The organism is Devosia epidermidihirudinis (genome assembly GCF_000971295.1).
Classification (GTDB): domain Bacteria; phylum Pseudomonadota; class Alphaproteobacteria; order Rhizobiales; family Devosiaceae; genus Devosia; species Devosia epidermidihirudinis.
Map to the genome: position 1 here is coordinate 265,597 of NZ_LANJ01000016.1, position 20,803 is coordinate 286,399.

A 20,803-nucleotide genomic window follows, 5' to 3' on the forward strand; every position below is an offset into this window, starting at 1 on the left:
GTGGCACTTGCCCAGTCTTCACTCCCGGCGGTCGCCTGTCGCGTCATTGATAGCCCCATTTCTGTTCTGCCAACTGGTCCGCAAAGCCCAGTCGGCGTTTGTCTGATCGCCCTGTCCCTGGACATTGTTGTCCATTTGGCCAAAGCTTCGCCCCCAGCCCCCAACGTTGTGGGCGCACTACTTCTGCCCGGCGGTTCATCCCGCCAGCAGCTCGTCTAAATCTTGCCGTGAACCAGGTCGGTGTGACCTATGGCTTACAGTCCCCCAGGTCCGAAACGCGAACCTGCCGCAAACGCAACTCTCACTAGTTCTAACGCCCCAACATTTTCGGTGTCCCGAAAACGACCATTGGTTTGACCTGCCAGCATATTCAGACGCTCGTTTTTGGCGTCTCGTTTCTTGCTGACCAGATTACTTTAGAGCCAGCGTTTTGGCCCCGCAACACGTGAATCTGCAAAATGGGGGGTTGACTCCGAGGATGTCTTTTTTGCTTCCGGCTAGCTCCAAAATCCACTCAAACCAAGGCTCTGTGACTCAACGCAGATTCCCGTCACAGAGGGGGTGGAAGAGGTAAAAATTTTATTTCCACTACGGATATTTTCGACCCTCTGGTGACTTTGTCGCGCCTCGTTCACCGCGCTGGTGTAACCGGCAAAGCACTGGCGGTGCGGCAAAAACGTTGCGCGCACTTTTATAGACTTTGAGGCGTAACGAGCGTCACAAGACAGACTCGGTACTGTCATGAAAGAAAAACCGCTGTCGACCAGACCAAAGAAAATGGGCCCCCGAGGGAGCCCATTCAATCTATGTCGCTGGCTGCCAAAACGGCGCCGCGGTATCAGCCAATCAGGCGCTGAGAGCCTTAACGCGGCTGTTCAGACGGCTGACCTTGCGGGCTGCGAGGTTGGCATGCACGATGCCCTTGGTCGCTGCACGGTTGATCTCTGGAGCCGCAACAGCCAGGGCTTCCATGGCAAGCTTGTGATCGCCAGCAACGATCGCTTCTTCAACCTTGCGGATGAAGGTGCGGACGCGCGAACGGCGCGACTTGTTGATCGCAGTGCGAGCTTCGATCTTGCGGGTAGCCTTTTTGGCTGAAGGCGTATTGGCCATAACGGTCCTCTTGGCGTCCAACCGGCCAAATGACCCCCAAGGGGTGCAAGCGTCCGGAATAAAATGAAATCGGCGGCGTAGCTATGCCGCTAAGTTGGGCGGTCTATAAGGGATGGGGCGGGGAGCGTCAACTGGATTCAGGGAACGAGAGGTTCTTCACATCCCCCCAGGCTACAGCCAAGCCGCAAGCCCTCTTCCACCTCGCCCCTCAGGGGAGAGGTCGGCGCGCAGCGCCGGGTGAGGGGGCCGATGGTGCAGTATGGTGCGTTCCCCCGGCACCGCACCCCTCACCCTGTCCCTCTCCCATGAGGGGCGAGGGGACGCTGGAGCTGTCCTTCCGGCTCCTGGGGCTCTAAGGCTTCTTCTGGCACACCGGGCAAAAGAATGTCGATCGGCCCGATTGCACGATGCGCTCGATGGTCCCTGTGCACATTGGCGTCGGGCAGGGCTCGCCTTCACGGTCATAGACGGCGAAGCGGTGCTGGAAATAGCCCGATCCACCCTCGGCATTGCGGAAGTCACGCAGCGTCGACCCGCCCACTTCGATGGCCTCGATCAGCACTTGCCGCACGGCATTGGAGAGATCCTCCAGCGCCGCCTTGGGCTTGCCCCTGGCCGTCACCAGCGTGCCTGCCAGCACAGTGGGCAGGATGTGGCTGCGATGCAGCGCCTCCGCCACATAGATATTGCCCAGCCCCGCTACGACCCGCTGGTCGAGCAGCGCCGCCTTGATCGGGCTTTTCTTGCCGGCAAATTTCTCGGCCATTTCATCGGCGTTGAAATCATTGCCCAGCGGCTCGGGACCAAGGTCCTTGAGGTAGGGACTGTCTGCAAGGTCATCATAGAGGTCGATAAACCCGAACCGGCGCGGGTCGGCGTAGATCAGATGACTTTTGCCATGCTTGGGGTGATCAATGTCCCAGACCATATGATCATGTTTGGGCTCGGTGCCTGGTTCGTAATAGCGCGGCGGCTTGTCGATGCCGTGCTCGGCAAAGCGCCAGGAGCCGGTCATGCCCAGATGGCTGAGCACGGTCTTGCCATTGGAGAGGCCGATCAGCAGATATTTCGCCCGTCGCCCGACCGAAATGATGGTCTGGCCCTCAAGGCTTTCCGCCAGATGCTCGGGGAAGGGAAAGCGCAGATTGGGGCGGTTGAGCGTGACCTTGTCGATTCGGGCGCCGTCGATCCAGGGTTCCAGCCCCCGTCGAACGGTTTCAACCTCTGGCAATTCGGGCATAGTAACCTCGTTCACCTGCGCGGCTTTGCGCGATTGGCAAAGCCCATATCGCTTCTATATGGTGCGCGCCAACCGCTAAACAGCAAACGAGCATGGCCATGACCGAGGCGCGCGAGACAACCCATTTCGGCGAGCAGACCGTGGCGATGGACGACAAGCAGAGCATGGTCAACGCCGTGTTCCACAATGTCGCCGACCGCTATGACCTGATGAACGACCTGATGAGCGTGGGTGTTCACCGCCTCTGGAAGGACGCCATGGTCAATGAACTGGCGCCGCCCAAGACCGGATCGCGCCCCTATCGCGTGCTCGACATGGCGGGCGGCACCGGCGATATCGGCGAGCGCATCATCAATGCCTCGGTCGGTTATGCCGAAGTGGTGGTCTCCGACATCAATACCGACATGCTGCGCGTCGGCGCCGAGCGCGCCAAATCCTGGCGCTATCCGGCCCAGGCAAGCTTTGTTGAAGCCAATGCCGAAGAGCTGCCCTTTGAGGACAACAGCTTTGACGCCTACACAATCGCCTTCGGCATTCGCAATGTGCCGCGCATCCAGAAGGCGCTGAACGAGGCCCATCGCGTGCTCAAGCGCGGCGGCCGCATTCTGGTGCTGGAGTTTTCTCAGGTCGACGTGCCCGGCTTTGACGCGTTCTACCGCGCCTATTCCGACAATGTCATTCCGCCCATGGGCAAGGTCGTCACCGGCGATTCCCAGCCCTACCAGTACTTCATCGAATCGATCCGCAAGTTCCCCAACCCGGCCCTGTTCACCTCGATGCTCGTCGAAGCCGGCTTCAAACGCGCCAAGCACACCTCCTTCACCGGCAACATCGCGACACTGTTCTCCGGCTGGAAGATTTGATGAGCGTGCGGGCTGCCCACCGAGTCATTCCCGCGAAAGCGGGAATCTCCCTTCGGTCGAGCAAGAGGGATTCCCGCTTTCGCGGGAATGACGCCCTGCTGATGAGTGCCGACGGCTTCGAGACCATTTCATGCTGATTTCTGCGTATTTTCGTTTGGCTCGGGCTGGCTATGTGTTGGCGCGCGAGGGTGCGCTGTCCATGGTGTCGACCAAGGGGCTGCCGCCGGCTTTGGCGCCGCTCCGGCTCGGTATCTGGTTTGGCCGGCTGATCGAGCGGCCCAGTGTGCGCAAGACCGGCCATGTTGAACGCCTGACCAAGGCGCTGAACCTTTTGGGCCCTACCTATGTCAAATTCGGCCAGACACTGGCCACGCGCCCCGACGTTGTTGGTCCTGCCATCGCCAATGACCTGGCGGGGCTGCAGGATCGCATGGACCCGTTCGATGCGGCGCTGGTGCCGGCCATTCTCGAAGAGGCGCTGGGCCCCAAGGCGGCCGAACTGACCGAGATGAGCCCGCCGATCGCGGCGGCCTCCATTGCGCAGGTGCATCGTGCCAAGTTGCGTCCGGCGTCTGGTCTTTCCAGAACCGTCGCGGTGAAAATCCTTCGCCCCGGCGTGGCGGACCGCTTCATGTCCGATATCGAGAGTTTTTACGCGGCAGCGGGGCTGGCCGAGCGTTTCGTGCGATCCACCCAGCGCCTGCGCCCCACAGAAGTGGTCGAAACGCTCGACCGCTCGGCACGACTGGAGCTGGACCTGCGGCTTGAGGCTGCCTCGATTTCCGAGATGGCCGAGAACATCAAGGACGACGAAGGTTTCGTCATTCCTGATGTCAGCTGGGACCATGTTGCCCAAAACGTTCTGACCACCACCTGGGTCGACGGTATCCCGATCCGCGATCATGCCGCGCTCGATGCGGCTGGGGTCGATCGTAAGAAGCTTGCGGCGACGCTGCTGCAGAGCTTTCTGCGCCACGCCATTCGCGACGGCTTCTTCCATGCCGACATGCATCCGGGCAATCTCTTCGCCGATCCGCGCACAGGCAACGTGATTGCCGTCGATTTCGGCATTATGGGGCGCATCAATCGCAAAGAACGGCGCTTCCTCGCCGATATTCTCTACGGCTTCATCACACGCAATTATCGTCTCGTGGCCGAGCGGCACTTCGATATCGGCTATGTGCCCAAGGATCAGTCGGTCGACGATTTCGCGCTGGCGATCCGCTCCATCGGCGAGCCGCTGCATGGCCGCACCGCGTCCGACATCTCGATGGCGCGCGTCCTGGGGCAGCTGTTCACCATCACCGATCTCTTTTCGATGCAGACCCGGCCCGAGCTGGTGCTGCTGCAGAAATCCATGGTGCTGGTGGAAGGCGTGGCCCGCGCGCTCGATCCCAACCTTGATATCTGGACCGTGGCCGAACCTGTTGTGGGTGATTGGCTGCGCAAGGAAGAAGGCCCCCTGGGCCGCATCGAAGACATCAAGGATGGCTTCAAGGCCTTTACTGACGCCACCAGCCGCGTCCCGGTCATTCTGGCGCAGGCCGAACTGGCGCTCGCGGACTATCACGCCAACAAGGACCGTCCTCGCGACAAGCTGATGCGTCGCGCGCTGCTGGGCCTGATCATCATCGCTGGCGCGACCCTTCTTGCTGCGCTATGGCGTCTGCTCACCACCGCGCTCTAAAGCGCCCCATACACGCCGCCAACTTGCTGGGAGACAAAGCATGGGCATCAAGATCATCGGCAAACTTGCCGCAACCCTGCTGCTCGGCGGCGCCCTTGCTGGATGCATCGACGCCAGTGTCGACGTTGAAGTCACCAGCGAGACCACGGCCAAAGCCACGGTGACCCAGATCATGGGGTCGGAAATCTATGAACTGATGAAGCAGGGCATGGAACAGGACGCTTCCGAAACCGGGGACGATGATTTCTGCAAAGACGGTGAGCTGACCGAGAACGAAGACGGCAGCGCGACCTGCGTCTTTACCGAGGAAGGCGCTTTCGCCGACCTGACTTTTGGCGATGATACTCAGGCGGTGACGTTCACCTCTGCGGGTCCCGGACTTGTGCGCGTTGCGCTGCCGACCGAAGAGATGCGCTCGTCAATCAATGCCGAAGAGGACATGGACGAAGAAAGCATGCAGATGATGGAGGCCTTCTTTACCGGCCATGCCATGACGCTGCGCTTTTCGGGCCTTGAAGTCACCGACACCAATATGACCCTGTCCGCCGACAAGACCTCGGCCGAAAAGGTCATCCCCTTTGTCGATCTCATCAAGGGCGACGTCGAACTGCCTGACGAGATCTATGCCGTCGTGCGGGTCAAGTGATGACGGCTCCACTGTCTATTGACCTAGTCTGGCTGCCCCATGGCACGGGCCTGGCCGTGCCGGCTCAGCAGACCGCTAGCGCTGCCGGCATGGATATGACGGCAGCGATTGCCGAGGGTGTCGAGCTGGTTTTGCAGCCTGGCCACCGCGCGCTGGTGCCGTGTGGCTTTGCCATGGCGCTGCCGCTTGGCTACGAGGCCCAGGTGCGCCCGCGCTCCGGGCTGGCGGTCAAATTTGGCATCACCGTGCTCAATGCACCGGGCACGATCGACGCCGATTATCGCGGCGAGGTCATGGTGCCGCTGATCAATCTGGGTCAGGATGCCTTTACCGTGCGGCGGGGCGACCGGATTGCCCAGATGGTCATTGCGCCCGTCACTGCCGCCCAGTTTTTGGTGAAGGACGCACTTGATGCAACAGAACGCGGCAGCAACGGCTTCGGCTCAACCGGTCATCGCTAGGCTTCACCGCATCTGCGTGCTGGCGCTGGCCCTTGTGCTGGCGCTGGCGGCGCCCACGCTTGCGGGCGATCGGGCGTCGCTCAATGTGTTGGGCTATTCCGAAGACGGAGACTATTTCGCCTTCGAGGAATTTGGCATCCAGGACGGCTCAGGCTTTGCCTATGCCAATATCTATCTCATCGACATCGCTAGGGACCAATGGGTCAAGGGCACGCCCATCAAGGTGCAGGCCGAAACCGAGGAGCGCTCGCTGGCGGCCGTGCGGGCCGAGGCGACCGAATTGTTCGCCCCTCTGCAGGCCAAGCACGCCATCGGTGAGCCCGCCGACCTCTTGGCCGTGATCGGCGATGGTGTGGCCGACAATGACGGCAGCGAGCTGGCCTTTGGCGCCATCGGCTATATGGGCCCCGGCTCGACCCAAGGCGCCTATCAGCTCAAGCTCGACACCTTCGATATTCCGGCCAATGCCAATTGCCAGCCTTTCGAGGGCGATCCGCTGCGCGGCTTTGCGCTCAGCCTCACCGAGGATGGCAAAACGGTCGAATTGCATCGCGACACGACCCTGCCTGCCTCGCGCCGCTGCACGGTCACCTATCGCCTCTATGGCGTTGCCGTGCCGTTCCCCGGCTGGTCCATCGAGCGTGGCGTCGCGATCATCTCGGCCTATTCCTATGGCTTTGAAGGTCCCGACCGTCGCTTTCTGGTGGTTCCTCTTGGCCGCTGATCCGCTCTCGCGCGACGAGATCACCCGCTATAGCCGCCACCTCGTGCTCAAGGGTATGGGCGGCGGTGGCCAACAGGCGCTGAAGGCAGCGCGCGTACTGGTGGTGGGGGCAGGGGGGCTCGGCAGTCCCGTCATCGCCTATCTTGCGGCAGCAGGGGTCGGCACGCTGGGGGTGGTCGATCACGACACGGTCTCGCTCTCCAATCTGCAGCGCCAGATGATCCACACCACTGAGAGCGTTGGTGTGAGCAAGGCCGACAGCGCCGGGCGTTTCGTCGCTGCGCTCAATCCGCATGTCGCGATGATGGTTCATGCCGAGCGGCTGACGGCAGACAATGCCGGGGCAATTCTTGGGGGTTACGATCTCGTGCTCGATGGCACGGACAATCTCGCCACCCGCCGCATCGTCGCGGCGTCGGCAGCGACACTTGGGCTTCCACTGGTCTCTGGCGCCGTCTCGATGTTTGATGGCCAGGTCACCGTTTTTGCCCCCGGCGGGCCCGCCTTCGATGCGCTCTATCCTGCCGAAGCTGACGATGCCGATCTGCCCAGCTGCGAAGCCACCGGCATTTTGGGGCCGCTGGTCGGCGTCATCGGCACGTTGATGGCGATGGAAGCCATCAAGCTGATCACCGGCATCGGCACGCCGCTGATTGGCCGAGTGCTGACCTATGACGGCAAAGACTCGCGTTTTTCCGAGTTCAGTTACTCGTAAATTCGCTGCCAACCGGCCCTGCAAGCCGGTGATGGCACCAGCCTGCAGGGATCCTTGCAGGATTAGAATTTGTAGTTCAGGCCAACTTTGACCGTGTGCGCCGACAGGTCGTAGTCGTAGTTCCAGTCACTGCCATTGTAGACGCCGGATGCGGTGGCCGATCCGAAATTGAGATAGGAATATTCGAGCTTGGCGCTCCACTGCTCGCTAAAGGCATATTCCACGCCCGCGCCCAGCGTATAGCCAACCAAAAGCCCCCCCGTTGTTGCATTGATCAGGCCGCCTCCGCAGGCGCCGACATCACAATTGTCGTCGACCCTGCCCTTGGCGCCTGTCAATGCCAGGCCAGCCTTGGCATAGATCAGTGCCTTATCGGCCGTGACGCCCAGACGACCGGCAAGCGAGGCGTAGAGGCCGCCATTGATTGAGGCAAGCGTGTCGATCGGGCTGTCGGGCTGGGGTGTCGTGCCATCAAGACCCAGATAGCTCACTTCGCCCTCCACACCCAGAACGAAAGCGCCATGCTGCGCATTGTAGCCCAGCGTCAGACCGGCCAGCGCGCCCCGCGAATTGACGCCGAAAACCTCGCCGCCCAAATTGTATCCGTCGACATCGGTGAAGTCCGAAGCGCCCCAGCCATAGCCCAGAAAGGCGCCCGCATAGGCGCCGGACCAATCATAGACATATTGGTCGGCCGCAGCCGCCGGAGCGACATAGATGTCGGCGGCAGCAACGCTGCTCGTTGCGCCAGCCAGCAAGGCCGCTACCAGTAAGAATTTTTGCATTGTTCAACCCTCGATAATTGCGAGGGGAGGATGGTTGGACGTATCAGTCCGCGCATCATTCATATGAATGAGCGCCATCGCGACGAAACGGCGCTGTGTCCCGATGAACACAGCGCACTTGCGGGAGTGTCAGCCTCTAAGCGTCGGGGTGCTTGAACACGAGCGCGGCGTTGGTGCCGCCGAAGCCGAACGAATTGCTCAGCACCACGCCCAGATCGACATTGTCCTGGCGCTCGCGAAGGATTGGCATGTCGGCAAAGGCGGGGTCGAGATTGTCGATATTGGCGCTCTGGGCGATGAAGCGGTGCTTCATCATCAGGATCGAATAGATCGATTCATGCACGCCCGTCGCACCCTGGCTGTGGCCGGTCAGCGACTTGGTCGCCGAGATCGGCGGGCAGGCGCCTTCATTGCCGAACACGGCACGGATCGCTTCGATTTCCTTGAGGTCGCCCACAGGGGTCGAGGTCGCGTGCGGATTGATATAGTCGATCTTGCCTTTGACATTGGCCAGCGCCATGCGCATGCAGCGCTCGGCGCCTTCGCCCGATGGGGCAACCATGTCCAGGCCATCCGAGGTCGCGCCATAGCCGACCAGCTCGGCCCAGATCTTGGCGCCGCGTGCCTTGGCGTGTTCGTATTCCTCGAGCACCAGAACACCCGCGCCGCCGGAAATGACAAAGCCATCGCGGGCCGCATCATAGCAGCGCGAGGCAACCTCTGGCGTTGCGTTGAAGTCCGAGCTCATCGCGCCCATGGCGTCGAACAGGTTCGACAGCGTCCAGTCGAGATCTTCGTGGCCGCCGGCAAACACGATGTCCTGCTTGCCCAGCATGATCTGCTCCATGCCATTGCCGATGCAATGCTTGGAGGTCGCGCAGGCGGCGGTGATCGTATAGTTCACGCCCTTGATGCCGAAGGCGGTTGCGAGAGTAGCCGAGGCCGTCGAGCCCATGGCCTTTGGCACGGCCAGCGGCCCAATGCGCTTGGGGCTGAGCTTTTCGCGGGTGATGTCAGCGGCTTCGACGATGGTGCGGGTCGATGCGCCACCCGAACCCATCACGATGCCGGTGCGTGGATTGGAAATGTCTGATTCTTCGAGGCCCGCATCGGCAATCGCCTGCTGCATTGCCAGATAGTTCCAGGCCGCGCCCTTGCCCATAAAACGGGTAACGCGACGGTCGAGCAGCTCGAACGGGTCGAGGCGTGGATCACCCTTGACCTGGCTGCGGAAGCCAAGGTCGGCATAGTCCTGTGCAAACACAATGCCTGGCTTGGCATTGCGCAAGCTCTCAGTGACCTCGTCCAGCGAATTGCCGATCGAGGAAATGATACCCATGCCGGTGACGACAACTCGTCTCATCTTGGCCTCGTTCTGTCGTCTGATGGGCGCCCAGTCCGGGCGCCGCGTCTTCATTAATGCTTTGCGAAAGCGTCAAAAATTGGCGCTTTAGGCGCTCTTCTGGTCCGCCAGCTGGCTATCGGTGAACAGGCCAACCCGCAGGTCCTTCGCCTCATAGATCACCTTGCCGTCTGCCTTGACCCAGCCATCAGCAATACCAAGCGTCAGACGTGAGCGCATCACGCGCTTGAGGTCGATACCGTATTCTACCAGCTTGACGTCATCGGTCACCTGGCCGGTGAACTTGATTTCGCCACCCAGGGCGCGGCCCTTGCCGGGCTGGCCGATCCAGGAGAGGAAAAAGCCGGTCATCTGCCAGACGGCGTCAAGACCCAGGCACCCAGGCATGACCGGATCGCCAATGAAGTGGCATTTGAAGAACCACAGGTCCGGATTGACGTCGAGCTCGGCACGCACCTGGCCCTTGCCATAGGCGCCGCCCGTTTCGTCGATGCGGGTGATGCGATCAAACATCAGCATTGGCGGGGCTGGCAGACGGGCATCGCCCTGTCCCGGCAATTCGCCACGACCATGTGCCAGCAGTTCTTCATACCCAAACGCATTTTGCCGATCGGCCATGCACCACACCTCGGTTAACCCTAGGGTTTGTCTCGTATAGGGGCTGCAAACGGGGGTCAAGTCGGCGCCCCTCGGCCTTTGGACGCACCTGTGCGCCTGCGGCAGCTGTGCCGCTTGTATGAAAATCGTGCCATAGTTATAAGGATTGCAGGAATTCCGGCCCTTTTTGTATTCTACAAGGACCCAATGTCAGATCGTACCCAGACCGCCCGGTCGCTTCCGTCGCGCAAACCATGCCTCACGGCAGTCCTGCGCATGGCCGGTCTTCGCCCGACCCGACAGCGCGTTGCGCTGGCTGAATTGCTGTTTGGCGGCCCTCATCGCCATGTGAGTGCCGAACAGCTGCACGGCGAAGCCAACGACGCCAGCGTCAATGTTTCCCTGGCCACCATATACAATACGCTGCATCAGTTTCATGAAGCTGGCCTGCTGCGCGAAGTGGCCGTGGACGCGTCCCGCTCCTATTTCGACACCGATACCTCCGACCACCACCATTTTTATGTGGAAGACGAGCAGCGGATGATCGATATCCCGGCTTCCTCGGTCGAGTTCCTCACCCTGCCAGAGCCCCCCAAGGGCATGATGGTGAGCCATGTCGACGTGGTGATCCGCGTGCGCAAGGCGCAAGGCTAATCAGGTTTTCTCAAATGCAAACTGCCCGCCCGTTTTCAAACGGGGCGGGCAGTTTCGTTTCTTGCCGCCTGAGATCAGACCTTGAGGATCTTGGCGCGATAGAGCAGGCCGCCGATGGCGCCGCCCACCAGTGGGGCAACGATGAACAGCCAGAGCTGGGCCAGCGCATTGCCGCCGACCAGCAGGGCTGGGCCGAAGCTACGCGCAGGGTTGACCGAAACGCCGGTGATCTTGATGCCGACGAGGTGGATGGCAACCAGCGTCAGGCCGATGGCGAGGCCAGCAAAGCCGGGCGACGACTTTTCGCCGGTGGAGCCAAGGATCACGACGACGAAGATCGCGGTGAAGACGATTTCAAAGATCAGGGCCGAGATCAGCGAGTAACCGCCGCCATAGCCTTCGCCCCAGCCATTGACGCCAAGCCCGCTGGCATTGCTGCCGGCAATGGCGAGGATGATCAGCGCGCCGACCAGTGCGCCGGCAAACTGGGCAACCCAGTACTGCACCATTTCATTGGCCGACATGCGGTTGTCCAGAAATGCGCCGAGGCTGACCGCCGGGTTGATGTGGCAGCCCGAAATTGGCCCGATGCCGTAAGCCATGGCCACGATCGCCAGACCAAATGCCAGGGCGAAGCCAACTTGGCCAATAGCCTCGCCGCCAAACACCACTGAGCCACAGCCAAACAAAACCAGCACGCCCGTGCCGATGAATTCTGCAACAAGTTTATTCATAGCCCCTATCGCCCTCCAGAACGACTTCCCAAACGCCCCGATTCGCTTGGGCGCAAAGTGAAGTTTTATGCGAGGACTCGTTTGGCGCAAGCAGGATAATGGCGCGGCAAATATAGGGCGCATGGAACACCGCCGTCTGGCGTCGAGGACTTGGGTGGGTGCCGTCTCGCGTTAATACGTAGGTGTTTGATTACTATTCAGAATCCGCCAATGTGTCATGTATTGCGCATGGAGGTCTGTCATGCGCGCCGTTGCAGCCTGGCTCCGCGATACGCGTGGGACATCGGCGGTAGAGTTCGCTCTGTTGACGCCGGTTTTCCTGCTGCTGCTTACCGGCATGCTGGCTTACGGCATCTATTTCGGTGCGGCGCATTCCATTCAGCAATTGGCCGCCGACGCGGCGCGCACGTCCATTGCAGGGCTCAATGCCGGCGAGCGTGACCGGCTGGTGCGGGATTTTCTCACTGCCAATGCGGGCGATTACATGCTGATCGACCGGCGACGCCTTGTCTTCAGCATCGGCGACAAGATCAACGATTCCAGCCAGTACAGCGTCACCTTGCGCTATGACGCCACCAATCTGCCGATCTGGAATCTCTATCCGCCGCTGCCCATGCCCAACCCGCAGATCGCCTATAGCTCGACCATCCGAAAGGGCGGGATGTGAGCCTTTTGGGTCGATTCTGGCGGGGCGAGGCGGGCAATATGGTGGTGATGTTCGCCATGGGGTTCTCCATATCGGCCGTGGTGGGCGCCATCGCGGTGGACAGTGCCGCGCTTTATTCCGAGCGCCGATCCGTGCAGAACGCGGTCGATCTGGCGGCGCTTGCGGCGGCGGCCGACCCATCACGGGCCAGTCAACTGGCCGACGCTGCGCTCAGGGAGGCGGGGCTCAGCGGCACGGTTCGCGTCCGGACGGGGCGCTATACCGCCAGTGCCGCGCTGACGCCGCAAGCGCGCTTTGTAGTGGGCGGTCAACCGGCCAACGCGGTCGAGGTCCATCTGGAGCGGCGCGGCACGCTGCACTTTGCCAGTGGCTGGGCCGAATCTCCGCTGATCAGTGCGCAGGCGCTGGCCACCCTGACGCCTCAGGTCGCCTTTTCCGCTGGTTCGCGGCTCGCCAACTTCGACGGCGGCATTGCCAATGACGTGCTCGACCAGTTGCTTGGCGCCAGGGTCAGCGTCAGTGTCGCCGACTATAATGGCCTGCTCGCCGCGCAGGTCGATGTGTTCTCGTTCCTCGAAGCGCTCTCCCAGCAGCTCAATCTCAAGGCGGTAACCTATGATGATGTGCTGGCCGCCAGCGCCGACCACGGCAAGATTGCCGCCGCACTCGCTGCGGTGCTGACCGGAACGCAGCAGGTGGCCGCGCGCAACATTGCCCGCAGCGTCGGCAATAACGGCGTCGTACCCCTGCGTCGGCTGTTTCAGCTGGGCCAATTGGGAGCGGCCACGCTGACCTCGGGTGGTGGTCGTGGCCTCTACTCGGCGGTGTCGGCGCTCGAATTGCTCAGCGTCAGCGCCGGGTTGAGCAATGGCAAGCGGCAGATCGGCCTGGGCGTCGCCGCCAATGTCCCGGGCCTGCTCGGTATCAATGTCGGGCTGTCGGTGGGGGAGCCACCCCAGGGCGGCTCGTGGTTTGCCATCGGCCCCAATCAGACCGTGACGCGCACGGCGCAGGTGAGGCTGCGCATCATCTCCCGGCTCACTCTGAAGCTGCTGTTCCTCAGTCTGTTGCAGGTGAACGTGCCGCTCTATCTTGATGTGGCGCCAGCCGAGGCCATTGCCGACAGCGCGACCTGCCCGTCGCCATCCAGCCCGCGCGGCACGGTGACCATTCTGGCCAAGCCGGGGGTGGCGCGCCTGTCTCTGGGCGAGGTGAACGAGAACAGCTTCGGCGCCTTCAACACCACGCCAAACATCGGCACGGCGGTGTTGATCAATATGCTGGGCATCAAGGTCACGACGCTGGCCCATGCCGCCATCGAGCAGGTCACGCCGATCAGGCTGCAATTTTCATCGGCCGATATTGCTGCCGGTAAGGTTCGGACCGCGCACACCAGTACCTATACGACATCGCTGGTCGGCTCTCTGCTCGGTGACCTCAAACTGGTCGCCGTGGGCATTTCGCTGGGGGTGATCGGTCCGGCGCTGGAAGCCCTGCTGTCGCCGCTTACCCCGGTTCTCGATCTCACCATCGAACGCCTGCTCGCGGCGCTTGGCCTGTCGCTGGGTGAGGTCGATGTCAAAGTCTATGGCGTCCGCTGCACACATCCCGTGCTGGTGGGGTAGGGCGTTCTAATACGGCGTAATGTCCCAATTCTCGTCCTGCCCACCAGCCGTCACCCCCGGGCTTGACCCGAGGGCTCTTCACTTGTCCAGCGTGCCCAAACACCCTCGGGTCAAGCCCGAGGGTGACGATCCGGGGTGGGGCGGCACGGCATCAAAATCACCCCGCTTGACTCTCAAAATCAGTGTGCTACAAAACTAGCACACTACATAGGCGCAACACATGGATGATTTCCACTCCAGCCAGCCGATCTTCGTGCAGATCCGGCAGAGGCTCACCGAGATGATCCTGCGCGGGCAGGTGGGGGAAGGCGATGCCTTGCCATCCGTCCGCCAGATCGCCGCCGATCTGTCGGTCAATCCGCTCACTGTCACCAAGGCGTTTGAGGCGCTGGTCGACATTGGCGTCGTCGAAAAACGCAGGGGCCTGGGCATGTTCGTTAAAACCGGAGCGCGAGCAGAGCTGCTCGCTTATGAGCGCGAAAAGTTCCTCAAGGAGGACTGGCCGCGCATCGCCGCCCAGATCAAGGCGCTCGACCTCGACATCAAGAACCTTCTCAATCCCGTCATCGCACCGCAGGGGCAGACACATGACTGAGCATTCCATTTCCAGCGCGCCCGCCACTGCCGAACCCATCGTGTCGGCCCGCGGCCTGCGCAAGAAATTCGGCCGCAAGGAAATCCTGCATGGCCTCGATTTCGATATTCCTGCCGGGCGCATCTATGGCCTGATCGGCCACAATGGCGCGGGCAAGACCACCACGCTCAATGCCATGCTGGGTCTGACCAATTGCGAAGGCACCATTCGGGTGCTCGGCGAAGACCCCTTCGCCAAGCGCGCCAAGCTGATGGAAAACGTCGCCTTCATCTCCGACGTGGCCAGCCTGCCGCGTTTCCTCAGGGTGCGTGAGCTGTTCGCGCTGCTGACCAATATCCATCCCAATTTCAGCCCCGAAAAAGCGCGCAGCTTTCTTGAAGGCACCGACATCAAGCCGGAGATGAAGGTCAAGCACCTCTCCAAGGGCATGATGGCCCAGCTCCATCTGGCGGTGGTGATGGCGATTGACGCCAAGCTGCTGGTGCTCGATGAGCCCACGCTCGGCCTCGACATCACCTATCGCAAGCGCTTCTATCGGCGCCTGCTCGAAGATTACATGACCGAAGAACGCACCCTGCTCATCACCACCCATCAGGTGGACGAGATCGAGTTCATGCTGTCCGACATCATGTTCATCCGCGATGGCGATCTGATCCTGCACATGCAGATGGAGACCGTGAACGACAAGTTCACCCAGCTGGTCGTCAGCGATGAGGCGGCGATGGCGACGGCCCGCCAGTATAAGCCGGTCTATGAAGAAACCCGGTTCGGCCAGACCGTGATGATCTTTGATGGCGTCGACAAAGCCGTGCTCGAGCCACTCGGCAAGCTCTCGACGCCCACCCTGTCCGATCTCTTTGTGGCGCTGATGCAGCGTCCAACCGCCAATCCGGAGACCGCCCGATGAAGGCCTTTATCGCCATGGTTCACCGCGAGTTCCTGGAACATCGCGGGGCATTTTTGATCGGCCCGCTGATCCTCGTGGCGGTGCTGTTTGGCGCCACCATTCTGGCCTTCACCGTCGGGCGGGTCGACGCCCGGTTCTCGGGGGCCATGTTCACCGTCGTGCCGCTGCGCGTCTTTGAGGTGGGCTTCATCGCCTTTGGCATCGGCTGGTCACTCTATCTGATCGCGACGCTGTTCTTTTATTGCGCCGATGGCTTTGCCGCCGACAAGCGCAACAATGCCATGCTGTTCTGGAAGTCCATGCCCATGTCAGATTTCAAGGTGCTGATGAGCAAACTGGCTGCCGCGCTGACTATTCTGCCCGGCGTGATCTTCGGCGTGGCCCTGCTCAGCGGCGTGCTGCTGTTTGGCGTCGCCTTTGTCACCATGATGATCAATGGCACCGTCACCATGGGCTTTTTGGGTGGCATCACCCAGATCTATGGTCAGGTGGCGCTGGCGCTGCTGGTGCTGATGGTGTGTGGGCTGCTCTGGTACATGCCGTTCATGGCCATTGTCGGGGCCATTGCGACTGTGGTGGGCCGCTGGGCCATTCCAATTGCCCTCCTGCTACCCGCGCTGATCTCGACGCTCGAATGGGTCACCTTTGGCGGCTACCACCCTTTCATGACGCGGACCTGGACCTTCCTTGAATACCGCTCCGCGCTGCCGGACACGCCTTATGCCGAAAGCTGGTTCACCTCCGAGACCCCGTTCAGCGGCATCGCCTTCGCGACCGACCTGATCAACCGTCTCGATTGGGTGCAGGTTGGGATCGGCGCCGTCTTCGCCGTCGTGGTGATCTACATTGCCAGCGAGTATCGCCGCCGCGTCAACGACAATTGACCTTGGCGTGATCTGCTGGCATCGGTGCCGCCGCGCCCCCAAACGCGGCGGCATTGCCATGGAGACGATATGCGCGCCCTTCTCGTGCTCGCCCATCCGCTGAATGACAGCCTCTGCGCCCATCTGGCGCGTCAGGCTGAAGCGGCTTTGCGGGCGCGCGGCATCGCGGTGGACGTGCTCGATCTCTATGCCGAGGGCTTTGCCCCCGCCCTGACCGCCGATGAACGCCGCGCCTATTACGCAACGCCCCAACCCGATGCCGCAATCACCGCCTTGCAGGCCCGTCTTGCTGCTGCCGATACGCTGGTGCTGGTGTTTCCCATCTGGTGGTTCTCCATGCCGGCCATGCTCAAGGGCTGGTTTGATCGGGTCTGGTTGCCCGGCTTTGCCTTTTCCAGCGGCACGCCGATCCAGCCGCTGCTGACCGGGCTCAAATCCTGCCTGGCCATCACGACACTCGGCTCGCCCTGGTGGGTGGATCTGCTGGTCATGCGCCGCCCGGTGCGCCGCGTGCTCAAAACCGCATTGCTGGGCGCCTGCGCCCCCCAGGCGCGCTTCGCCATGCTGTCGCTTCCGGCAGCCGAAGCCACTGACGCCGCTCGCGCGAAGTCCTTCGTCTCGCGCATCCAGGCGGCGGTCGCCCGGCTCTAACCTCTTGCGTCGTGTTCGTATTTTGTTCTAGTCTCGTCCGGCTAGAACCAGAGTATGACTATGCCCATCAAATCCTCATCCGGCGATACGCCAGAGCCCAAGCCCAGCAAGCTGATTGTCGTGCTTGCCTTCGTGCGCGACGAGGAGGGGGATTTGCAGACCGCGTTCGAGCCGCGTGAAGTGCAATCAGAAGATCGCGCCAAGCAGGAAGGGCGCAAGCTTGCGGCCAGCGGGAGCTATGCGGGCGTATTGTCCTGGTGGCGTACGGCCGATCTGGTCAATGGCGAATTCGGTGATCCGGTCATCCTGTTCCAGCACGGCGACGTGCCGCAAATGGACTGATTCCGCGGTCGCGCATTTCTTGTTGCGAATGATTTGCAATTGCACTATCACTCTGGGACCTGAAGTTCCGGAGTGACCAATGCATCGTCGCCTTTTTGCCGCCCTCGCCTTGTCCACCGCGCTGGTCGCGAGCCTGCCCGCTTTCGCTCAGGACCGCATCAAGGCGGTCACCTCCTTCACCATTCTGGCGGATATGGCGCGCAATGTGGCTGGGGACGTTGCCGACGTTGTCTCGATCACCAAGCCCGGCGCCGAGATCCACAACTACCAGCCCACCCCCGGCGATCTGATCGCCGCACAGGATGCCGACCTCATTCTGTGGAACGGGCTGAACCTTGAGCAGTGGTTCGCCCAGTTCCTCTCCAATATGAAGGATGTGCCCAATGCCGTGCTGACCGATGGCATCGATCCCATGGGCATTGGCGAGGGACCCTATGAGGGCAAGCCCAATCCACACGCCTGGATGTCGCCCACCGACGCGCTGATCTATGTCGAAAACATCCGCAAGGCCTTCGTCTCGGTCGATCCGGCCAATGAGGCGGCGTACAACGCCAACGCAGCAGCGTACTCTGCTGAAATTACGGCGACCGTTGCCCCGATCCGCACGGCGCTCAATGCCATTCCCGAAGACGAGCGCTGGCTGGTGACCTCGGAAGGCGCGTTCAGCTATCTGGCGCGCGATTTCGGGCTCAAGGAACTCTATCTCTGGCCGATCAATGCCGATCAGCAGGGCACGCCCCAACAGGTGCGCCGGGTGATCGACGCCGTGCGCGAGCATCACATTCCGGTCGTGTTCTCCGAGAGCACCATCTCCTCCAAGCCTGCCGAACAGGTGGCCCGTGAAACCGGCGCGGCCTATGGCGGCGTGCTCTATGTGGACTCCCTTTCCGAGCCGGATGGTCCTGTGCCAACCTATCTCGACCTGCTTTCCGTCACCACCACGACCATCGTCAAAGGCCTCTCCCAGTGACCTCCCAGCCCGGCCTCGCCGTCAACGATATCACCGTCGCCTATCGCAATGGCACGACGGCCATGAAACACGCCAGCTTCACCATCCCGCGCGGGTCGATTACTGCGCTGGTTGGGGTGAACGGGTCGGGCAAATCCACGCTGTTCAAAGCCATTATGGGCTTTGTGCCGCTGTCCTCGGGGTCTGTAGAAATCCTCGGGGTCAGCGGCAAGGCAGCGCTCAAGCGCAACTATGTCGCCTATGTGCCGCAGTCCGAAGACGTCGACTGGAACTTCCCGGTTCTGGTCGAAGACGTGGTGATGATGGGCCGCTATGGCCACATGAACCTGCTGCGCCGCCCCCGCCCGATTGACCACGAGATGGTCACCTCGGCGCTCAAGCGCGTCAACATGCTCGAGTTCCGCCATCGCCAGATCGGCGAGCTCTCGGGCGGGCAGAAAAAGCGCGTCTTCCTCGCCCGTGCCCTGGCGCAGGAAGGGCAGGTGATCCTGCTCGACGAGCCCTTTACCGGCGTCGACGTCAAGACCGAGGACGCCATCGTGGCGCTGCTGCGCGACCTGCGCGACGAGGGCAAGGTCATGCTGGTTTCCACCCACAATCTGGGCTCGGTCCCCGAATTCTGCGACCGCACCGTACTGGTCAAAGGCACCGTGCTCGCCTCGGGGCCGACCAGCGAAATCTTCACCCGCGAATGGCTGGAAATCACCTTCGGCGGTGCGTTGCGCCACTTCGTGCTGGCCGGGTCCGATCTCCACGACGACGATGATCCGCGCCATGTCACCGTGCTGACCGACGATGAGCGGCCGCTGGTCATGTATGGCGAGAACGGCAACATGACCACGCGCCAGTCCGACCCGGCGGACAAGGCCAGGGAGTCGATCGACAAATGATCGACCTGTTGCTCGAGCCCTTTGGCTACCACTACATGATCAACGCCATCTGGGTCTCCGCCCTGGTCGGCGGGGTCTGTGCGTTCCTCTCTGCCTATCTCATGCTCAAGGGCTGGTCGCTGATCGGCGATGCGCTCAGCCACTCCATCGTTCCGGGCGTCGCCGGCGCCTATATGCTGGGTCTGCCCTTTTCGCTTGGCGCGTTCTTTTCCGGCGGGCTGGCCGCGGGGGCCATGCTGTTCCTCACCCAGCGCACCAAGCTCAAGGAAGACGCCGTCATCGGGCTGATCTTCACCGCCTTTTTCGGCCTCGGCCTGTTCATGATTTCTCTGTCGCCCACCTCGGTCAATATCCAGACCATCGTCATGGGCAATATCCTGGCCGTCACGCCTGAGGATACGCTGCAGCTGGTCATCATCGCGGTCGTCTCGCTGGCCGTCATGCTGTTCATCTGGAAGGACCTGATGGTCACCTTTTTTGACGAAAGCCACGCCCGCTCCATCGGCCTTAATCCGCCTTTGCTGCGCGCGGTGTTCTTCACCCTGCTCGCCGCCTGCACCGTGGCCGCCATGCAGACCGTGGGCGCGTTCCTGGTCATCGCCATGGTGGTGACACCCGGCGCCACGGCATATCTGCTCACCGACCGCTTCCCGCGCCTCATCGTCATCGCAGTGCTGGTCGGCACGCTCTCCAGCCTCTTCGGCGCCTACATCTCCTTCTTTCTCGATGGGGCCACCGGCGGCGTCATCGTGGTGCTGCAGACAATCGTTTTCCTGCTCGCCTTCTTCTTTGCGCCCAAGCACGGCATGCTCGCCGCAAGGCGCCGCGCTGCGGAGGAAATCGCCAAATGAACGAGTTCCTCGTCTACGCGCTCTGGCCGTTCCAGTTTCCCTTTATGACCAATGCCATGACCATTGCCGTCATGGTTGCGGTGCCCACGGCTTTGCTCTCCTGCTTTCTGGTGCTCAAGGGCTGGTCGCTGATGGGCGACGCCATCTCCCATGCGGTGCTGCCAGGCGTGGTGCTAGCCTATATTGCCGGCCTGCCGCTCGGCATCGGGGCCTTCGGCGCCGGCATGGCCTGTGCGCTCTCGGTCGGCTACCTCAAGGAAAACAGCCGCATCAAGGAAGATACCGTGATGGGTGTGGTCTTTGCCGGCATGTTTGGCCTCGGCATCGTGCTCTACACCTCGATCCAGACCGATGTGCATCTCGACCACATCCTGTTCGGCGATATCATGGGCACCGATACGGGCGATCTGATCCAGACCGGCATCATCGCGCTGATCGTCGTGGCCATCATCCTCGCCAAATGGCGCGACCTGCTGCTGTTCACCTTCGATCCGCAACAGGCCGGGGCCATTGGCCTGCCTGTCCGCGTGCTGCATTATGGCCTGCTCACCCTGCTGTCCCTGACCATTGTCGCTGCCCTGACAGCCGTCGGTATCGTGCTGGTCATCGCGCTTCTGGTTGCCCCCGGCGCCATCGCCTATCTCATCAGTAAGCGCTTCGCGCCGATGATGCTGATCGCCGTCTGCGTCTCTGTGGCCTGCTCGCTGCTCGGCATCTATGCCAGCTTCTTCATCGACAGCGCCCCGGCACCCACCATCGTGCTGCTGATGTCAGCGACCTTCATGGTGACGTTTGTGGTCACCACCAGACGGCGTGTGGTGGCGACGGTCTAGGGGAGG

24 protein-coding genes are annotated in these 20,803 nt (G+C 61.7%); 18 read left to right on the plus strand and 6 right to left on the minus strand.

All coding sequences use genetic code 11. The annotated features are described in order from the left end of the window. Nucleotides 1-846: 846 nt before the first annotated feature. Together rpsT and mutM are read right to left on the minus strand one after the other, a co-directional pair. Nucleotides 847-1,113, minus strand: a complete 267-nt coding sequence (gene rpsT / locus WH87_RS09615) for a 30S ribosomal protein S20 (RefSeq protein WP_046139334.1) — start codon at nucleotides 1,111-1,113, stop codon at nucleotides 847-849. Between the two features lie 352 nt (nucleotides 1,114-1,465). Continuing rightward, nucleotides 1,466-2,353, minus strand: a complete 888-nt coding sequence (gene mutM, locus WH87_RS09620; RefSeq protein ID WP_046139333.1) for a bifunctional DNA-formamidopyrimidine glycosylase/DNA-(apurinic or apyrimidinic site) lyase — start codon at nucleotides 2,351-2,353, stop codon at nucleotides 1,466-1,468. Between the two features lie 98 nt (nucleotides 2,354-2,451). Here mutM and ubiE point away from each other — a divergent pair, with 98 nt between their 5' ends. From ubiE to WH87_RS09650, 6 genes are all read left to right on the plus strand, one after another. Continuing rightward, complete coding sequence (ubiE, locus tag WH87_RS09625) at nucleotides 2,452-3,216, plus strand: bifunctional demethylmenaquinone methyltransferase/2-methoxy-6-polyprenyl-1,4-benzoquinol methylase UbiE (protein WP_046139807.1); 765 nt, start codon at nucleotides 2,452-2,454, stop codon at nucleotides 3,214-3,216. 130 nt (nucleotides 3,217-3,346) lie between these two features. Next, a complete protein-coding gene (gene ubiB, locus WH87_RS09630) occupies nucleotides 3,347-4,903 on the plus strand; it encodes a 2-polyprenylphenol 6-hydroxylase (protein ID WP_052726463.1) in 1,557 nt (518 codons plus the stop codon). Between the two features lie 40 nt (nucleotides 4,904-4,943). Next, the gene (locus tag WH87_RS09635) at nucleotides 4,944-5,549 is read left to right on the plus strand and encodes a hypothetical protein (protein WP_046139332.1); all 606 of its coding nucleotides are present in this window, start codon (nucleotides 4,944-4,946) and stop codon (nucleotides 5,547-5,549) included. After that, nucleotides 5,549-6,010 (plus strand): dUTP diphosphatase, encoded by a 462-nt coding sequence (dut, locus tag WH87_RS09640; RefSeq protein ID WP_046139331.1) that lies wholly within the window; start codon nucleotides 5,549-5,551, stop codon nucleotides 6,008-6,010. Before WH87_RS09635 ends, dut begins: the two co-directional genes overlap by 1 nt. Continuing rightward, complete coding sequence (locus WH87_RS09645) at nucleotides 5,961-6,734, plus strand: DUF2259 domain-containing protein (RefSeq protein WP_082092605.1); 774 nt, start codon at nucleotides 5,961-5,963, stop codon at nucleotides 6,732-6,734. Before dut ends, WH87_RS09645 begins: the two co-directional genes overlap by 50 nt. After that, the gene (locus WH87_RS09650) at nucleotides 6,724-7,449 is read left to right on the plus strand and encodes a HesA/MoeB/ThiF family protein (RefSeq protein ID WP_046139329.1); all 726 of its coding nucleotides are present in this window, start codon (nucleotides 6,724-6,726) and stop codon (nucleotides 7,447-7,449) included. Before WH87_RS09645 ends, WH87_RS09650 begins: the two co-directional genes overlap by 11 nt. 62 nt (nucleotides 7,450-7,511) lie before the next feature. Here WH87_RS09650 and WH87_RS09655 read toward each other — a convergent pair whose 3' ends face one another. The 3 genes from WH87_RS09655 to fabA all read right to left on the minus strand — a co-directional run bounded on the left by WH87_RS09655 (nucleotide 7,512) and on the right by fabA (nucleotide 10,215). Further along, the gene (locus WH87_RS09655) at nucleotides 7,512-8,234 is read right to left on the minus strand and encodes an outer membrane protein (protein WP_046173243.1); all 723 of its coding nucleotides are present in this window, start codon (nucleotides 8,232-8,234) and stop codon (nucleotides 7,512-7,514) included. A gap of 136 nt (nucleotides 8,235-8,370) precedes the next feature. Further along, nucleotides 8,371-9,597, minus strand: coding sequence for a beta-ketoacyl-ACP synthase I (gene fabB, locus WH87_RS09660; protein WP_046139805.1), 1,227 nt, complete (start codon nucleotides 9,595-9,597; stop codon nucleotides 8,371-8,373). 87 nt (nucleotides 9,598-9,684) lie between these two features. Beyond that, on the minus strand, nucleotides 9,685-10,215 hold the full coding sequence (gene fabA, locus WH87_RS09665; RefSeq protein WP_046139327.1) for a 3-hydroxyacyl-[acyl-carrier-protein] dehydratase FabA: 531 nt from the start codon (nucleotides 10,213-10,215) through the stop codon (nucleotides 9,685-9,687). Between the two features lie 186 nt (nucleotides 10,216-10,401). Between fabA and irrA the strand changes: the two genes are divergently transcribed. Next, nucleotides 10,402-10,848: an iron response transcriptional regulator IrrA gene (gene irrA, locus WH87_RS09670; RefSeq protein WP_046139326.1), complete on the plus strand. Its 447-nt coding sequence runs from the start codon at nucleotides 10,402-10,404 to the stop codon at nucleotides 10,846-10,848. Between the two features lie 74 nt (nucleotides 10,849-10,922). On the opposite strand, the gene WH87_RS09675 is transcribed toward irrA, so the two are convergent. Beyond that, a complete protein-coding gene (locus WH87_RS09675; protein ID WP_407060032.1) occupies nucleotides 10,923-11,705 on the minus strand; it encodes an aquaporin in 783 nt (260 codons plus the stop codon). A gap of 79 nt (nucleotides 11,706-11,784) precedes the next feature. Between WH87_RS09675 and WH87_RS09680 the strand changes: the two genes are divergently transcribed. The 11 genes from WH87_RS09680 (at nucleotide 11,785) to WH87_RS09730 (ending at nucleotide 20,797) form a co-directional block, all read left to right on the plus strand. After that, nucleotides 11,785-12,249: a TadE/TadG family type IV pilus assembly protein gene (locus WH87_RS09680; protein ID WP_407060036.1), complete on the plus strand. Its 465-nt coding sequence runs from the start codon at nucleotides 11,785-11,787 to the stop codon at nucleotides 12,247-12,249. After that, nucleotides 12,246-13,874, plus strand: coding sequence for a pilus assembly protein TadG-related protein (locus WH87_RS09685; RefSeq protein WP_156458178.1), 1,629 nt, complete (start codon nucleotides 12,246-12,248; stop codon nucleotides 13,872-13,874). Before WH87_RS09680 ends, WH87_RS09685 begins: the two co-directional genes overlap by 4 nt. Before the next feature lie 220 nt (nucleotides 13,875-14,094). Further along, nucleotides 14,095-14,469, plus strand: a complete 375-nt coding sequence (locus tag WH87_RS09690; protein WP_046139322.1) for a GntR family transcriptional regulator — start codon at nucleotides 14,095-14,097, stop codon at nucleotides 14,467-14,469. Continuing rightward, nucleotides 14,462-15,376 (plus strand): ABC transporter ATP-binding protein, encoded by a 915-nt coding sequence (locus WH87_RS09695; protein ID WP_046139321.1) that lies wholly within the window; start codon nucleotides 14,462-14,464, stop codon nucleotides 15,374-15,376. The genes WH87_RS09690 and WH87_RS09695 overlap by 8 nt, the downstream gene beginning before the upstream one ends. After that, nucleotides 15,373-16,260: a hypothetical protein gene (locus WH87_RS09700; RefSeq protein ID WP_046139320.1), complete on the plus strand. Its 888-nt coding sequence runs from the start codon at nucleotides 15,373-15,375 to the stop codon at nucleotides 16,258-16,260. Before WH87_RS09695 ends, WH87_RS09700 begins: the two co-directional genes overlap by 4 nt. Nucleotides 16,261-16,329: 69 nt before the next feature. Further along, nucleotides 16,330-16,911: an NAD(P)H-dependent oxidoreductase gene (locus WH87_RS09705; protein WP_046139319.1), complete on the plus strand. Its 582-nt coding sequence runs from the start codon at nucleotides 16,330-16,332 to the stop codon at nucleotides 16,909-16,911. Nucleotides 16,912-16,971: 60 nt separating this feature from the next. Next, on the plus strand, nucleotides 16,972-17,253 hold the full coding sequence (locus tag WH87_RS09710; RefSeq protein WP_046139318.1) for a hypothetical protein: 282 nt from the start codon (nucleotides 16,972-16,974) through the stop codon (nucleotides 17,251-17,253). A 79-nt stretch (nucleotides 17,254-17,332) separates the two neighbouring features. Then, nucleotides 17,333-18,223: a metal ABC transporter substrate-binding protein gene (locus WH87_RS09715; protein ID WP_046139317.1), complete on the plus strand. Its 891-nt coding sequence runs from the start codon at nucleotides 17,333-17,335 to the stop codon at nucleotides 18,221-18,223. A 62-nt stretch (nucleotides 18,224-18,285) separates the two neighbouring features. Then, nucleotides 18,286-19,113 (plus strand): manganese/iron ABC transporter ATP-binding protein, encoded by an 828-nt coding sequence (locus WH87_RS09720; RefSeq protein WP_245622389.1) that lies wholly within the window; start codon nucleotides 18,286-18,288, stop codon nucleotides 19,111-19,113. After that, nucleotides 19,110-19,964, plus strand: coding sequence for a metal ABC transporter permease (locus WH87_RS09725; protein WP_046139315.1), 855 nt, complete (start codon nucleotides 19,110-19,112; stop codon nucleotides 19,962-19,964). Before WH87_RS09720 ends, WH87_RS09725 begins: the two co-directional genes overlap by 4 nt. Continuing rightward, nucleotides 19,961-20,797 carry a metal ABC transporter permease gene (locus WH87_RS09730; RefSeq protein ID WP_046139314.1) on the plus strand — a complete coding sequence of 279 codons (837 nt, stop codon included), beginning with the start codon at nucleotides 19,961-19,963 and terminating at the stop codon, nucleotides 20,795-20,797. Before WH87_RS09725 ends, WH87_RS09730 begins: the two co-directional genes overlap by 4 nt. The last annotated feature ends 6 nt before the right edge of the window (nucleotides 20,798-20,803 follow it).

Coding starts and splice junctions, on each gene's coding strand:
- rpsT (WP_046139334.1), bottom strand. CDS start 1,113: ATGGCCAATACGCCTTCAGCCAAAAAGGCTACCCGCAAGATCGAAGCT.
- mutM (WP_046139333.1), bottom strand. CDS start 2,353: ATGCCCGAATTGCCAGAGGTTGAAACCGTTCGACGGGGGCTGGAACCC.
- ubiE (WP_046139807.1), top strand. CDS start 2,452: ATGACCGAGGCGCGCGAGACAACCCATTTCGGCGAGCAGACCGTGGCG.
- ubiB (WP_052726463.1), top strand. CDS start 3,347: ATGCTGATTTCTGCGTATTTTCGTTTGGCTCGGGCTGGCTATGTGTTG.
- WH87_RS09635 (WP_046139332.1), top strand. CDS start 4,944: ATGGGCATCAAGATCATCGGCAAACTTGCCGCAACCCTGCTGCTCGGC.
- dut (WP_046139331.1), top strand. CDS start 5,549: ATGACGGCTCCACTGTCTATTGACCTAGTCTGGCTGCCCCATGGCACG.
- WH87_RS09645 (WP_082092605.1), top strand. CDS start 5,961: ATGCAACAGAACGCGGCAGCAACGGCTTCGGCTCAACCGGTCATCGCT.
- WH87_RS09655 (WP_046173243.1), bottom strand. CDS start 8,234: ATGCAAAAATTCTTACTGGTAGCGGCCTTGCTGGCTGGCGCAACGAGC.
- fabB (WP_046139805.1), bottom strand. CDS start 9,597: ATGAGACGAGTTGTCGTCACCGGCATGGGTATCATTTCCTCGATCGGC.
- fabA (WP_046139327.1), bottom strand. CDS start 10,215: ATGGCCGATCGGCAAAATGCGTTTGGGTATGAAGAACTGCTGGCACAT.
- irrA (WP_046139326.1), top strand. CDS start 10,402: ATGTCAGATCGTACCCAGACCGCCCGGTCGCTTCCGTCGCGCAAACCA.
- WH87_RS09675 (WP_407060032.1), bottom strand. CDS start 11,705: ATGCGCCCTATATTTGCCGCGCCATTATCCTGCTTGCGCCAAACGAGT.
- WH87_RS09690 (WP_046139322.1), top strand. CDS start 14,095: ATGGATGATTTCCACTCCAGCCAGCCGATCTTCGTGCAGATCCGGCAG.
- WH87_RS09695 (WP_046139321.1), top strand. CDS start 14,462: ATGACTGAGCATTCCATTTCCAGCGCGCCCGCCACTGCCGAACCCATC.
- WH87_RS09700 (WP_046139320.1), top strand. CDS start 15,373: ATGAAGGCCTTTATCGCCATGGTTCACCGCGAGTTCCTGGAACATCGC.
- WH87_RS09705 (WP_046139319.1), top strand. CDS start 16,330: ATGCGCGCCCTTCTCGTGCTCGCCCATCCGCTGAATGACAGCCTCTGC.
- WH87_RS09710 (WP_046139318.1), top strand. CDS start 16,972: ATGCCCATCAAATCCTCATCCGGCGATACGCCAGAGCCCAAGCCCAGC.
- WH87_RS09715 (WP_046139317.1), top strand. CDS start 17,333: ATGCATCGTCGCCTTTTTGCCGCCCTCGCCTTGTCCACCGCGCTGGTC.
- WH87_RS09720 (WP_245622389.1), top strand. CDS start 18,286: ATGAAACACGCCAGCTTCACCATCCCGCGCGGGTCGATTACTGCGCTG.
- WH87_RS09725 (WP_046139315.1), top strand. CDS start 19,110: ATGATCGACCTGTTGCTCGAGCCCTTTGGCTACCACTACATGATCAAC.
- WH87_RS09730 (WP_046139314.1), top strand. CDS start 19,961: ATGAACGAGTTCCTCGTCTACGCGCTCTGGCCGTTCCAGTTTCCCTTT.